Genomic DNA, 14,093 nt, shown 5'->3' with positions numbered 1-14,093 from the left:
GTGGGCTGGCTGATCCTCGCGCTGATGGGCGCAGTGACCTTTCTCTATGGCCTCAGCACCCATGCGGCGCTGCTGTGTCTGCTGGTCAAACCGTTGCCGGTATTGGCCCTGCTTGGCTGGTTGCATGATGCGTCGCCCAGCGACTATCGCCGCTGGATCAGCCTCGGTCTGATTTTCTCGTTGATCGGCGATGTGCTGCTGGCGTGGCCGGGGGATTTGTTCGTGTTTGGCCTGGGTGCGTTTCTGGTCGCGCATCTGGCGTATCTCAAGGCTTACCTCAGCGATTGCCGGCGCCTGGCCCTGCTGCCGCTGATCCTGGCGCTCAGTGTCGGCGCTGTGCTGTTGGGCATCCTGATCTCCAGCGGATTGGGGCCGCTGACCGTGCCGGTGATCGTTTACGGAACGGCCATCAGCGCCATGCTCTGGCGCGCCCTGGCCCGGCTCGGCAGCGGCGTACCTCAGCGTTCGGCGTTGCTGGCGGCGGGCGGCGCGGTGGCGTTCGTGTTCTCCGATAGCGTGATCGGCATCAACCGGTTCGTGTCACCGTTCAATGCGGCGCCTTACATCATCATCCTCAGCTACTGGCTGGGGCAGTGGGGGATTGCGGCATCGGCGTTCTCCCAAACCAAACGTCCCGACCTCTGAAACCGATCGTTACTACGCGCTGCGTCTTTGCGTAAGTGACGCAGAGCGTCACGGGATGCATTCCCACGCGGAGCGTGGGAACGATCACCCGCTGCAAAGCGGTTTATCAGACAACCCGCGCATCTGCGCGTCAGTTTGGCTAAAATGCCGGCCTTTTCATCGACACCGCCGGAACCGCCGTGAGCAAAGAACCCGATCGCATTTTCGCCCAGCCGATGGCCCAGGTGCCTGACTTCGCCTTCAACGAAGACGTGGTGCGGGTGTTCCCGGACATGATCAAGCGTTCGGTGCCGGGTTACCCGACCATCGTCGAAAACCTCGGTGTGCTCGCAGCGCAGTTCGCCCAACCGAACAGCGTGCTCTACGACCTCGGCTCATCGCTCGGTGCGGTGACCCAAGCCCTGCGTCGCCATGTGCGCACCGACGGTTGCCGGGTGATCGCGGTGGATAACTCGGCCGCCATGGTCGAGCGCTGCCGCGAATACCTCAACGGTCAGGATTCGATGTTCCAGGAGTTGCTGCCGGTCGAAGTGATCGAAGGCGACATCCTCGCCCTCGATTTCAAACCAGCTTCGGTGGTGGCGCTGAACTTCACCCTGCAATTCATCGCCCCGGATCAGCGCACGGCGCTGCTCTCGCGCATTCGCCAATCGTTGCTGCCGGGCGGCGCGCTGATTCTGTCGGAGAAGCTGCGTTTCAACGATGCCGAAGAACACGCGCTGCTGACCGACCTGCACGTCGCGTTCAAACGCGCCAACGGCTACAGCGAACTGGAGATCGCCCAGAAGCGCAGCGCCATCGAAAACGTCATGAAGCCCGACAGCCTCGAAGAACACCGCGAGCGCCTGCTGGCCGCCGGGTTCTCGAAAGTCGTGCCGTGGTTCCAGTGTCTTAACTTTGCCTCGTTGATTGCCTTGCCATGATTGATCTGTCCCCCCTCGCCCGCCGTCTGGCCGGCACGCCGCTGGCCGAATGGGCCAACACCCTGCAAGTGCAGCTCGACAAGAAAATGGAAAAAGGCCACGGCGATCTGGAGCGCTGGCAAAGTGCGCTGGACGCCCTGCCGAAGATCCAGCCGACCGAAGTCGACCTGCTCGACGGCCTGAAGCTGGACACCGATTGCGACGACGAAACCCGCGCCCAGATGCGCACCGCGCTGATGGGCCTGTCGCCGTGGCGCAAGGGGCCGTTCGATCTGTTCGGCGTGCACGTCGACACCGAATGGCGCTCGGACTGGAAGTGGTCGCGGGTCTCCCCGCATCTGGATCTGAAGGGCAAACGCATCCTCGATGTCGGTTGCGGCAACGGCTATTACATGTGGCGCATGCTCGGTGCCGGCGCCGACAGCGTGATCGGCGTCGATCCGAACTGGCTGTTCTTCTGCCAGTTCCAGGCAGTGCAGCGTTATCTGTCAGAGCCGAATGCCTGGCACCTGCCGTTCCCGTTCGAAGACCTGCCGCCGAATCTGGAAGGCTTCGACACGGTGTTTTCCATGGGCGTGTTCTATCACCGCCGCTCACCGATCGAGCATTTGCTGGCACTGAAGGATTGCCTGGTGAAGGGTGGCGAACTGGTGCTGGAAACGCTGGTGGTCGAAGGCGACAAACATCAAGTGCTGGTGCCGGAAGACCGTTATGCGCAGATGCGTAATGTGTGGTTCCTGCCGTCGGTGCCGGCGCTGGAATTGTGGCTGCGTCGTGCCGGTTTCACCGATGTGGAATGCGTGGATGTGAGCACCACCACCGTTGAAGAACAGCGCGGGACCGAGTGGATGAAGTATCAGTCGTTGAGCGACTTCCTTGATCCGGATGATCACAGCAAGACGATCGAAGGGCTGCCGGCGCCGATGCGGGCGGTGATTGTCGCGAAGAAGTAACGATCCCTTCCAGACACTGCAAAAAACTGTGGGAGCTGGCTTGCCAGAGATAACGGTGGATCAGTCCACATCAATGCTTGATGTGCCGACGCCATCGCTGGCAAGCCAGCTCCCACAGGGTTTGATGTTGTTCTTCAGTCTGCCGGTTTCGCGCGCCGCGCCCGGAAAAACTCAGTCAACACCGCACCACACTCCTCCGCCAATACTCCCCCTTCATACAACACTCGATGGTTGAGAAAGCCCTGAGTGAAGAACTGCCCCTGACTCTGCACAATCCCGGCCTTCGGCTCCAGCGCGCCGTACACCACACGCGCAATCCGCGAATGCACGATCAGCCCGGCGCACATGCTGCACGGTTCCAGCGTCACGTAGAGCGTGCTGCCCGGCAGTCGATAGTTGCTCACAGCCTGAGCGGCGGCGCGGATCGCGACCATTTCCGCATGAGCACTCGGGTCACTGGTGCTGATCGGGCAGTTGAAGCCGCGCCCGATGATTTCGCCATCCTGCACCAGCACCGCGCCCACCGGCACTTCGCCGAGGGCTGCGCCTTGGGCCGCCAACTCCAGCGCCTCGCGCATGAAGTCGCGATCACGGCTGCGGTCGATGATCGCCGCGGGGCGAATCTGGCGCATCACTTCACCTCGATGGCGGCCATCAGGCCGGTTTCCATGTGGTCGATCACGTGGCAGTGGAACATCCATACCCCCGGGTTATCCGCCACCAGCGCCACTTGCGCACGCTCGTTCTTGCCCAGCAGATAAGTGTCGGTGAAGTACGGCACGATCTTGTGCCGGTTCGACGCAATCACCTTGAAGCTCATGCCGTGCAGGTGGATCGGGTGCTGGTACTGGGTCATGTTCTTCAGTTCGAAAATATAGCTCTGGCCCAGTTTCAGGCTGGCGATCGGCCGGTCAGCGCAGGTCTTGTCGGTGATGTCCCAGGCCTTGCCGTTGATCTGCCACAGGCTCGGCGGCTTGCCGTTGTCGACATTCACCGACACCGACCCGACCCATTCGAAATTGAAGTTGAGTTTCTCGGCATTGGCCAGGTCCGGCTCGGCCACCGGGTTGGCCGGCAGCGCTTTCGGCCAGTCGGTTGGCGCGTCATTGTTGGCCACCGAACGTAAAGTGCCGAGGCGAACCGGGCCGTTGCGCAACGACAGTTCCTCGCCGGCCGGCGGTGCCTTGATCGCCAGGCAGATGCGCATGCCCGGGCCAAGCCAGTATTCCTTGCCCAATGGGCGCGGCTCGACCGGGTTGCCGTCCAGCGCATAGATCTGCGCTTCGACGCCGGGAATGTTGATGCGATAGGTCAGGGTGTTGTCGAGGTTGAGCAGGCGTACGCGGGTGATCTGCCCGGCTGGCAACTCGATCACCGGCGTAGGTACGCCGTTGATGGTCGACAGCCGACCCGCCGTACCACCACGGGCCGCTTCGCGCGGGATGCTGAATTCGACGAAGTTGCCCTCATCATCGATGTGCCAGTTTTTCAGGCTCAGGGTCTTTTCGTACTTGAACCCGGTCGGCTCGCGCTCTTCGACAATCAGCGGCCCGACCAGCCCGCGACCGAGTTCTTCGCTGCTGCTGACATGCGGGTGATACCAGTAGCTGCCGGCATCCGGCACCCGGAATTTGTAATCGAAGTATTCGCCCGGCAGCACCGGCAATTGCGAAACGTACGGCACGCCGTCCATTTCCAGCGGCAGACGGATGCCGTGCCAGTGAATGGTCGTCGCCACCGGCAGATGGTTGATGAAGCGCACACGCAGCCACTCACCCTGACGCACGCGCAATACGGTGCCCGGTGCCGACGGGCCGAAGGCCCAGGCTTCAGTCTTGTGCCCTGGCACCAACTCGACGTCCAGTGGCGCGGCGATCAACTCATAATCATGCCCCGCATCGGCGTCGGCCACCTTGCCCAGCCAGTAACGCGTCGCACCACCGGCTCCCGCGCCAACCACTGCCAGACCGGCCAGGCCACCGAGGATTTGTCGACGGGAAAAGGACATGGACACAACTACCTCACAGATCAGCCGCAGGCCGGGACGCCCGCAAAAGGCGAATACGATACACCTGCGCCTGGGAAACAGTAAGGGTGACGCGGCGGATGGCCGCAGATTCGCTCACCTGCGGGTGGTACATATGTACCGCACTGTCCTCGAACGAACGGCTCATTCTCGGGCTCTCTTCTCAAGGATCAGAGCCAATGAACCCAGCAGAAACCCGCACACTGCCCAACGCCGCCGACAAGGCCGCCCTCCGGCACATGGCCACGCAGGTCGTCACCGCTTGCCCGAGCCTGAACGACACGGCCCGTCAGGTCGCCACAGAGCTGATGACCAGACACGGCATCACCGGCCTCGACCCCGATCACGTCTATTACCACCGGTTCAGAACCGCACAGAGCCTGTCCGTCTCCTTCACCGGCTGGCAGCACTACGGCGAAAAACCCTATGAGAGCCTGACCCTGACGCAACTGGTGATTCACCGGTTCCGCGCCACGGATCAGGACAACGCTGACCTGCTGGATCTCTACGGCGGTTTCTACACCGCAGGGCCGGACACCGAAAATTTCGATGCAACCAACGAAGTGCGCCTGCACGGCAACGAGGTTTTGAACGACTTCTGGCACATCAACTTCAGCGAGCGCTACCGCAACGAGCTACACACCTTCTGGAGCAGCCACGCCAGCGAGTTCCGTGCCCTGGCCAAATGCAACTTCCTCCATAAGGCCGTTGAAGCGCGGGAACTCGGTCATCTGAACGACGAAGATTTTCAGACAGTGATAACGGCGTTGTGCGGCTCTCTGACCTGGCCTGTCGACCTGCACGCCCTGCAGAGCGAATTCGAACCCGGTCATGGCCTTCGGGTCTGCATGCTGGAGATCGACGGTCATGTCGCTACCAACCTCCTGCGCATCATCAACTCGCAGGGACGGCAGATCGTTTATGTACCCGGAGACAGCGAAGCATTCCATGTACTGGACACGCCCGCCGACCTGCACTGGTGGGCCCTGCAACAGTTGAAAGAGAATGTGCCCCGTGAACATTTTCTCGGCCATTTCCAGCTGGCTGACCGACACTCGATCAGCGAGAACATCAACGATCTGACAGATCGACTGGTCAGCACCTGGAGCCACGGAGACCATCACCTGGTCAATGCCGCAGATCGGGCGATAACAGAGGATGCGTTCACCTGGCTTCGTGATTCCACTCGCGATGCGATGTTCGCCGAGGCCGACTTTTCCCTGACTTCGAATGGCGATCTGCGCAAAAAGTTGTGGATCGGCTACCTCAGTGCCGGGTTGAAAGTGTTCGGACCGATGGCCATCGTGGGCTGGCCTGTTGCATTACCGGTGATTGGTGCCAGCCTGGCCAACATGGGGCTGAACATTGACAAGGCAGTCAACGGCAAAACTGCCGGCGAGCGCAAGGAGGGCGTTCTCGCAGCGGTGCTCAGTGGCATCGATGCGCTGCTCAATATTCCATTCTTGAAGGGAACCGGGGCACTGGCGGAGACGGAGTCTGGTGAATTTTCGCAAGCGATCGAAGCAAGCGAAATGCCTGAAGCCGGCACGGCATCGGAACTGGAGTCGGAACAGCCGAACGAACTTGTTTCAGCCGTGGAGGAATTGTCGCCAGCCCCGTCCGAAAACCTGCCGGGGTCGAGGATCCCGCAGAAGTATCAGTCCAACGAAGTGCTGGACGGACTGACGCCAGTCTCGGAGCCCGGCAAGTATCAGGGGATTTACCGACTGAACACCGAGCCTTCCTGTGCAATCGTGATGAATGACACCGCTTATTACGTTCGCTACTTCAACGATTCACAAGGTGGCGGATTCTGGGCGATCGTCGACCCGGTCAAACCTAACCAGCTGGTTCATGCATTGCCGGTGCGATTGAACAGTGAAGGCGTCTGGGAGCGGATGACTCAACTGGGGCTCAAGGGCGGGGGGCAGTGTCTCGGCAAGCAATGCACCCTGGAGGTGGCCATGGAACTCGACGCACGCGAGCCCGCACCCGAAGAACCGGAACAGCTCCCCGCGCAATCCGATCCGCAGACGCCACTGACCACCGAGCCTCTGCCTTCGACTTCAACCTCGGCCCCGGCCCCGGCTTCGAACGACATCCGCCTCGTCAGAACACCTTACGACGTCGACACCGTACGCCGGCAAGAACTGAAACGCTGGGCCATGCAACTGCGCGAAACGCATATTCAGATGCAGGTCGGTCCGGACGGTACGTTGATCGCAGCGGATCGATACGCCCCCCATTTCGCCGAGAAGGCCAGAGCACTGCTGATTTCCGCGAGACGTTTCTTCCACAATCTTTCCTGGGCGACCTTGCCGCCCCGCCCGGCGATACCGGCTGTCACCGCCTCAACGACCTTCGCGGACTTCAGTGCCCAGGCACTTGAAGCAGCGCCAGGCCTGGTGATCGGCGAAACCCCGGGCCGCATCACCAGCATGCGCCTGATGATTCAGAACATGCCCGCTCTGGCTCGCCAAGGGGTCAAGACCCTCTACGTGCGCCGTTTGCTCAGCGATTTCGCCCAGGCCGACCTGAACAGTTACTTCCAGTCCGGGGTCATGTCCAAAGACCTGGAAAAGTATCTAAGCCGGCTCGGCACCGACCCGGCAGCGCAGTTTGACGAACTGGCGCTGGTGAAAAGCGCCCGGCAGAACGGGATCAGAGTCCAGGCTACCGACTGTGCGGCAGTATATAAAAGACCCGTATCTCTCCCGCGCCCCGAAGAGCAGATCGCGACCAACCATCTCACAACCGACATCATGTTCATGGACCAGTCGCTGAATGTGGTCGGTAAATGGGTGGTGCTGACCGGAGCAGAAAACACCAACACCTTCAGAGGCTTTGCCGGTATCAGCGAACTGGAGGGCGGCATCGGGGTGCGAATCGAAGAGGTGGATCCGGGACAAGGCGAACGGTTGACGACAGACCCTGGTATTGAGATCGAGCGAGGCCCATACCCGCTGCCAACCATGATGGGCGGAAATTCCGATCCCCTGTACGCCGATGTGCTTCTGAAAATGGAAGCACCCTCTGTGAGCCGAAGCGAGTTGCAAATACACCAACTGCTTTATCGCGCCGGCATGTATATGTTTGAGCGCTTTCAAGGCACCTATCGGTTGTTTCACCGCAGCGTTAATGGAGAGCTGGTGCAAACCCCGATCGAGACGTTCGCTGATGGACGGTATTACATAGATCGGCCAACCTGGGGCTCAATCCATCGTGTCCCTTTCGACAATCTTGAACAGTTATCCAGCGCGTTGAAACAAATGGGACTGCAGCTCCAAAGCCGCCTTCCAAACTGATCGAACGCTGTGTCGATGGTTTTCCCGACACCGGACAGGCCTCATCCGGCCTGCCCGGGTCAGGATCACTTCGTTGCGGAATTTTCCTGTCTGCCGTTTGACTTGATACGACAACAAACTGTCCCGGCGTCTGACAGACAAATCACGCCTTGGCTTGAAATGATCGCGGTGTTTTTTTCAACCACCACGCTCAAGGAAAGACTGTGGACACAACCAACGACATCACGCTGCCCAACTCCGACGACCGAAAAGCGCTAAGGGCGTTGGTCCCGGCACTGGTCGAGGCCTGCCCCGACATGTACGAAATGGCCTGCGCGATTGCCAGGGACATTCTTGATCGTCATGGCATCAGAGGACTGGAGCCGGAGCAGGTTTACTGGCATCGATTCCGGGCCGCCCAGAGCAGCCCCCGAACTTTCACCGGCTGGGAACACCTGTTCGAAGTCCCGCGCGAATCGATGACCTTGCCGCAACTGGTGATCCAGCGATTCAGCGTGCACGACCAGGACAACGCCGACCTGCTGGATTCCGATGCCGGTTTCTATAGCGCCGGACCGGATGCCGGCACCTACAACGAAACCAACGAAGTCCGGTTGCACAGCAGCGATGTACTAAAGGCGTTCTGGGCGATCAATTTCGCTGACCGCTACCGGCAAAAGGTGGACTCTTTCTGGAGCAAACACGGCACGACATTCCGGACACTGGCCAAATGCACCTTCCTGGCCAAGGCGATGGAGGATCGTGAAAGCGGTCGACTGTCGGATGACAATTTCAGGGTGGCAGTCAAAGCCATCGCCGGCAATGTGAGCTGGCCGGTCACGCGCAAAATGCTTGAGGTTGAGGTACTGCCGCCCGATGGCCTGCGCGTGGGTCTGCTGAAAATCGGCGGCTTCGTTGCGACCGATATCCTGTGCATCAGCGATGGAAAGGGCGGCGTCATCCTGTACGTACCGGGAGAAATCTGGGGCGTGCACGCCTTGCAGAACGCTCGCGACCTGCATTGGTGGGTGCTGTCGCAGATCAGAAAGCCTTCGGATCGAAAACGCTTCATGGCGCATTTCCAGGTTGCCGATCACGACATCATGGAAGATACCTCCTGGCGTGCGGTCGCCAATCGCCGCTGGCTCTGGGTACTGGGGCCTCTGGCAGGCATCGTTTCGGAGCTCTGGCGCGCCCCGCATATCGAAAATGTCGGGCTCAGCCATGTCCTGGATCTGCTGGTCAGTACCTGGGACAGCAACGATCACACGCTGGTTGCCCATACCGGCGAAGCGTTGGACAAGGACATTTTTTCCTTCCTGTCGACGGCAACGCAGGCGCGGATGATCAGCGATGCGGAATTCATGATGCATTCCAATGGCGACCTGCGCAAAAAGCTGTGGATCGGTTATCTCAGCGCATTCAACCGGATGTTTGGCCCATTGGCTGCCGTTGGCTGGCCAGTGGCGCTGGCGGTCGTTGGCGCCGGCATTGCCAGCGTCGGTCTGCAAATCGATCAGGCCGTGAATGGCAAAACGCCTCAGGCGCGAAAGGCCGCCGTGACCGGAGCGATATTCTCTGCCATCGATACGCTGTTCAACGCCACCTTTATCAAGGGCAGTGGTCGACTGCCGGAGATCGCCGAGACCAATACCGTCATCGCGTCGCAAGAGTCCATTGCTGAAACCGGACTGTCCATTACCACAGAAGAAAAACTTTCCGCAGCGGCCGCTATCCGTTCGCCACTGCCTGAACTGGCAGAGATCGCACCGAAACAGGTTCTACCTGCGCAGCCCGAGGATTTCCTCGCTTCATTCAAGACCGTGCCCACCGAGGCTTCGCGGATTGAGGCCGGCAATCCAAAATTCAAGGAAATTATTCGTACGCCCTCCGGTAAACAGTACATCTACATGCGCCGCGCCTCGGGCGACGGCTTTTATCAGGTTCGCTATGTCGGGCAGTTGCGGGGTTGGGTCATCATCGATCCGGCCAATCCCTACTCGTTCTATCGCAACGTGCCGGTGCGCCTGAACGAAGCACGCCAGTGGGAGCCTGTCGCTCGGCCCGGACTCAGAGGCGGCATGAAAATTTTCGGTGAGTGGCCCTGGGGGCACACTGCCGATCCGCTGCCCGAAGTATCGACAGAACCGATGCCCTATGATGTCCCCGGCGCCTCCAGAACGACGATGCAGCCCTTGGCAGAAGCCCGTGTCGATGACTTTCCGCTGGACAGCGTCAACGGGAGTGACCGCCTGTATCAGACGTTCAAATCCACACGCCGCAATCTTTATGACGACGCCATCAACTTCTACGCCGCCCCGAATCAGCCCCCACGTCCACCCCTGCCTGCATTCAAGTCCGGCACGTCCTTTTCCGAGATGAGCAAGCGCGTGCTCAAGGAAACGCCCGGACTGGTAATCGGCCAGGACAACACCACCGGCGCCCGGCAAGTGCTGATCGACAACCTGAAGGTCATGAGCAAACAGAAGGTCAAGACCTTGTACATGGATCATCTGCTGACCGATTTTCATCAGGTGGATCTCGATGCCTTCCACAAGACCGGCAAGATGTCTCCCGCGCTGGAGGATTATCTGAAACTTCTGGATTCACGGCTCGATACAGATCCAGCTTCTGCCCACACGTACACTGAACTGGTCAGGAGCGCACAGAAGAATCATATCCGCGTGCAGGCCCTCGACTGCATGGCCAGCCGGCGCTTTCCGCTCATGGAGCAAACATCCGATATCAGTAGCCGGAAAATGATGAACTACTTTTCCGATACCGTGATCCGGGCCGATCAGGCAGCAAGGGGCTCTCATCGCTGGGTCGCGCTGGTGGATCAGGAACGCGCCAGCACCTTCGAAAACGTTCCCGGGCTCAGTGAACTGGTAGGCGCTGCATCGCTGCGTGTCGAGGCAGTTTCTCTGGATCCGATTCGCGGAATCACGGTCGACCCTGGTAAAAAAGTATTCGATTTGCTGCAACGGCCTGTCGACCTGATAAAGAGTGACTTGCGCCTTCAACTGCATGCCACTGCCGCGACAACCACCGCGCGCACGCTCGATGAAGCGCTGCCACGCAAAGGCATGTTCATGGTTCAGGTCGAGCGCGGCCAGTTGATGCTGGTCCACCGCAGTGGCAACGGCCAACTGGTGAACACCCCTGTCCAGCGAGATGAAGGTGGCATTTTCGTGACACGACCACGTTGGACTTCTGTCACGGGTCGTCATTTCGAGAGCATTCAAGCACTGTCCGAAGCCCTTGAAGATGAAGGCCTGAGTCTGAGGCGGGTGCGTATCGATCCCAAAGCCATACCTGGCAAATCACCAGCCATCGGCGAGCCGCCCATTCCTTCTGTGTCGGCAAGCAGCGCGCAGAGGATGCCTTTCCCGTCATCCACCGTAACGGATACTCCGCAGGTCACTTCGCCGTATGACATCCTGCCTCAACACCGTCAGGCCCTGACAGAAGCGGTCATCGGCCATGAACCTCGCCTGCTGTCAGACGAGTTTACGGTCAGTGAATCCGCCGAGGCCTATGCGAACTTCAAAGCCCTGAGAAAACGACTGCTACAGGATGCCATACGCTTCTACGCGGATCTGCGCCTGCCTCAGCGCCCGGTCGCTACGCCGCTGGACCCCGCCTCGTCGGGTCCCACAATCATCGCCCGGCTATTCGAAGAGTTTTCGGGACTGGTCGTCGGCGAGAGCCATTCAGAGATCGGCGCCAAACAGTTTCTCATCGACAATATGCAAACCCTGGCCAGACACGGTGTAAAAACCATCTATCTGGAACATCTGCTGACAGACTTTCACCAGGCGGCTCTGGACAACTTTGCCAGGACATCGGTAATGCCCCGGAATCTTGAGTGGTATTTGATCAGTCAGGACCTCGGGCATCTGACCGATCCATCCGGACGCTATACCTTTCTCAATCTGGTGCTGGAGTCAAACAAGCATGGCATCCGGGTTCAGGCCATAGACTGCATGGCCAGTTACAAACTGGACGGCATGCAGACCTACGAACTGGCGATCCGGCAAAAAATGATGAACTTCCACGCCCGGACAGTGATAAGCGCCGACCAGACAACAAGAGGCACGCACCGGTGGGTGGCGCTGATGGGGAACTCTCATTCCAATACCTTTGAGGGCGTTGCGGGAGTCAGTGAACTGGAGGGTGCCATTGGTTTGCGCGTCGAGGATGTTGCCCAAGGGCACTCAAACGGCATCGAGCCCGATCCGGGCAGAACGTTTCTCGACCACAGTGGCGCCTCCGCCGGCCTGGCCAAGGGCGACCTGCGGCTGCAGGTGGAGACGCCCTGGTATGCGCAAACGAGACCGGAACTGGAAAAACTGCTGGCCCGACCTGGGCTCTACACCTTGAAGCGAGAACCTCGGCAAACCTTCCTTTGCCACCGATCCCGCGAGAACCGGATGGTGCTGACTCCGATCGAATTCGAATCCGGTCGCTTTTTCATCGAGCGTCCCTCATGGCCCAACCTCCATGAAAAACGTTTCGACAGCATCCATGCACTGCTCAAGGCACTTGATCAACGCGGCATGAAGCTGGCCGGCTGGTCAAAACCCTTGTAATCAAAAACAAAAAACCGTGTGAATCACTGATTCACACGGTTTTTTGTATTGGGTGCGTTTATGCCTTCAGGGCTTAAGCGGGATCACTCCCACTCAATGGTCGCCGGCGGCTTGCTCGACACGTCGTAAGTCACGCGCGAAATGCCTTCGATTTCATTGATGATGCGGCCGCTGACGGTTTCCAGCAGTTCGTAAGGCAGGTGAGCCCAACGTGCGGTCATGAAGTCGATGGTTTCCACGGCACGCAGGGCCACGACCCAGGCGTAACGACGGCCATCGCCGACCACGCCAACCGATTTCACCGGCTGGAACACGACGAAGGCCTGGCTGACCTTGTGGTACCAGTCGGCCTTGCGCAGTTCTTCGATGAAGATGTGGTCGGCGCGACGCAGCAGGTCGGCGTATTCCTTCTTCACTTCGCCGAGGATGCGCACGCCCAGGCCCGGGCCCGGGAACGGGTGACGGTAGACCATGTCGTACGGCAGGCCCAGTTCCAGGCCCAGACGACGGACTTCGTCCTTGAACAGTTCGCGCAGTGGCTCGACCAGTTTCAGGTTCATCTCTTCCGGCAAGCCGCCCACGTTGTGGTGCGACTTGATCACGTGGGCCTTGCCGCTTTTCGCGCCAGCCGACTCGATCACGTCCGGGTAGATGGTGCCCTGAGCCAGGTACTTGATGTTGTCCAGCTTGCAGGATTCGGCATCGAACACGTCGATGAAGGTACGGCCGATGATCTTGCGCTTCTTCTCCGGATCGGCTTCGCCGGCCAGGTTGTTCAGGAACTGGTCTTCCGCGTTGGCGCGGATCACCTTGACGCCCATGTTCTCGGCGAACATGGCCATCACTTGCTCGCCTTCGTGCAGACGCAGCAGGCCGTTGTCGACGAAGACGCAGGTCAGTTGATCACCGATGGCCTTGTGCAGCAGCGCCGCAACCACCGAGGAATCCACACCGCCGGACAGACCCAGCAGCACGTTGTCGGTACCGACCTGTGCGCGGATGTTGGCGATGGCGTCTTCGGCGATCTTCGACGGGGTCCACAGGGCTTCACAGCCGCAGATGTCGAGAACGAAACGCGACAGGATGCGACCGCCCTGCTTGGTGTGGGTCACTTCCGGGTGGAACTGCACGCCATAGTAGGCGCGCTCGTCGTTGAACATGCCGGCGATCGGGCAGCTCGGGGTGCTGGCCAGGATGTGGAAATCGCTCGGCATCCTGGTGACCTTGTCACCGTGGCTCATCCACACGTCGAGGCCGAACAGGCCGTCAGCGTCGATATGGTCTTCGATGCCGTCGAGCAGGCGGCTCTTGCCGACCACGTCAACGCGGGCGTAACCGAACTCACGCAGCTCGGAGCCTTCAACCTTGCCGCCCAGTTGTTCGGCCATGGTCTGCATGCCGTAGCAGATACCGAAGACCGGTACGCCCAGATCGAACACCGCTTGCGGGCAGCGCGGGCTGTTGGCTTCGTGCACGGACTCGGGACCGCCGGCGAGGATCACGCCTTTTGGCGCAAATTCGCGGATCGCATCTTCGTCCATGTCGAACGGGTGCAGTTCGCAGTACACACCGATCTCGCGCACGCGGCGGGCGATCAGTTGGGTGTATTGCGAACCGAAGTCGAGGATCAGGATGCGGTGAGCGTGAATGTCGAGGGCCATGATTCAGTC

9 protein-coding genes are annotated in these 14,093 nt (G+C 59.9%); 5 read left to right on the top strand and 4 right to left on the bottom strand.

Annotated features, from left to right (window positions below; translation table 11 throughout):
• The 3 genes from BMZ46_RS00865 (at nucleotide 1) to cmoB (ending at nucleotide 2,521) form a co-directional block, all read left to right on the top strand.
• Complete coding sequence (locus BMZ46_RS00865) at nucleotides 1-645, top strand: lysoplasmalogenase (protein WP_170844872.1); 645 nt, start codon at nucleotides 1-3, stop codon at nucleotides 643-645.
• Between the two features lie 215 nt (nucleotides 646-860).
• Nucleotides 861-1,568 (top strand): carboxy-S-adenosyl-L-methionine synthase CmoA, encoded by a 708-nt coding sequence (gene cmoA / locus BMZ46_RS00860; RefSeq protein WP_219736936.1) that lies wholly within the window; start codon nucleotides 861-863, stop codon nucleotides 1,566-1,568.
• Nucleotides 1,565-2,521 carry a tRNA 5-methoxyuridine(34)/uridine 5-oxyacetic acid(34) synthase CmoB gene (gene cmoB, locus BMZ46_RS00855; protein ID WP_074691035.1) on the top strand — a complete coding sequence of 319 codons (957 nt, stop codon included), beginning with the start codon at nucleotides 1,565-1,567 and terminating at the stop codon, nucleotides 2,519-2,521. Before cmoA ends, cmoB begins: the two co-directional genes overlap by 4 nt.
• Nucleotides 2,522-2,655: 134 nt before the next feature.
• On the opposite strand, the gene tadA is transcribed toward cmoB, so the two are convergent.
• The 3 genes from tadA to BMZ46_RS29275 are packed head-to-tail and all read right to left on the bottom strand — an operon-like array spanning nucleotide 2,656 to nucleotide 4,695.
• Nucleotides 2,656-3,153: a tRNA adenosine(34) deaminase TadA gene (tadA, locus tag BMZ46_RS00850; protein ID WP_039765748.1), complete on the bottom strand. Its 498-nt coding sequence runs from the start codon at nucleotides 3,151-3,153 to the stop codon at nucleotides 2,656-2,658.
• Nucleotides 3,153-4,529, bottom strand: a complete 1,377-nt coding sequence (locus tag BMZ46_RS00845; RefSeq protein ID WP_074691034.1) for a multicopper oxidase family protein — start codon at nucleotides 4,527-4,529, stop codon at nucleotides 3,153-3,155. Before BMZ46_RS00845 ends, tadA begins: the two co-directional genes overlap by 1 nt.
• Nucleotides 4,530-4,542: 13 nt before the next feature.
• A complete protein-coding gene (locus tag BMZ46_RS29275) occupies nucleotides 4,543-4,695 on the bottom strand; it encodes a hypothetical protein (protein WP_158248865.1) in 153 nt (50 codons plus the stop codon).
• Nucleotides 4,696-4,726: 31 nt separating this feature from the next.
• On the opposite strand from BMZ46_RS29275, the gene BMZ46_RS00840 reads away from it, so the two are divergent.
• Entirely contained in the window at nucleotides 4,727-7,852 is a 3,126-nt protein-coding gene (locus BMZ46_RS00840; protein WP_074691033.1) for a membrane-targeted effector domain-containing toxin, read from the top strand.
• A 203-nt stretch (nucleotides 7,853-8,055) separates the two neighbouring features.
• Entirely contained in the window at nucleotides 8,056-12,423 is a 4,368-nt protein-coding gene (locus BMZ46_RS00835; RefSeq protein WP_074691032.1) for a membrane-targeted effector domain-containing toxin, read from the top strand.
• Between the two features lie 83 nt (nucleotides 12,424-12,506).
• Here the strand turns inward: BMZ46_RS00835 and guaA are convergent, their stop codons facing one another.
• The gene (gene guaA / locus BMZ46_RS00830; RefSeq protein WP_064599229.1) at nucleotides 12,507-14,084 is read right to left on the bottom strand and encodes a glutamine-hydrolyzing GMP synthase; all 1,578 of its coding nucleotides are present in this window, start codon (nucleotides 14,082-14,084) and stop codon (nucleotides 12,507-12,509) included.
• Nucleotides 14,085-14,093: the final 9 nt, after the last annotated feature.

It is taken from the genome of Pseudomonas sp. NFIX49 (assembly GCF_900115915.1).
GTDB lineage: Bacteria > Pseudomonadota > Gammaproteobacteria > Pseudomonadales > Pseudomonadaceae > Aquipseudomonas > Aquipseudomonas pharyngis.
Note: the sequence above shows the minus strand (reverse complement) of the source record. Positions and strands in the feature narration are given on the sequence as shown.

Excerpts from the sequence above, each read along its gene's own strand:
- cmoA (WP_219736936.1), top strand. The coding sequence starts at position 861 with ATGGCCCAGGTGCCTGACTTCGCCTTCAACGAAGACGTGGTGCGGGTG.
- cmoB (WP_074691035.1), top strand. The coding sequence starts at position 1,565 with ATGATTGATCTGTCCCCCCTCGCCCGCCGTCTGGCCGGCACGCCGCTG.
- tadA (WP_039765748.1), bottom strand. The coding sequence starts at position 3,153 with ATGCGCCAGATTCGCCCCGCGGCGATCATCGACCGCAGCCGTGATCGC.
- BMZ46_RS00845 (WP_074691034.1), bottom strand. The coding sequence starts at position 4,529 with ATGTCCTTTTCCCGTCGACAAATCCTCGGTGGCCTGGCCGGTCTGGCA.
- BMZ46_RS29275 (WP_158248865.1), bottom strand. The coding sequence starts at position 4,695 with ATGAGCCGTTCGTTCGAGGACAGTGCGGTACATATGTACCACCCGCAG.
- BMZ46_RS00840 (WP_074691033.1), top strand. The coding sequence starts at position 4,727 with ATGAACCCAGCAGAAACCCGCACACTGCCCAACGCCGCCGACAAGGCC.
- guaA (WP_064599229.1), bottom strand. The coding sequence starts at position 14,084 with ATGGCCCTCGACATTCACGCTCACCGCATCCTGATCCTCGACTTCGGT.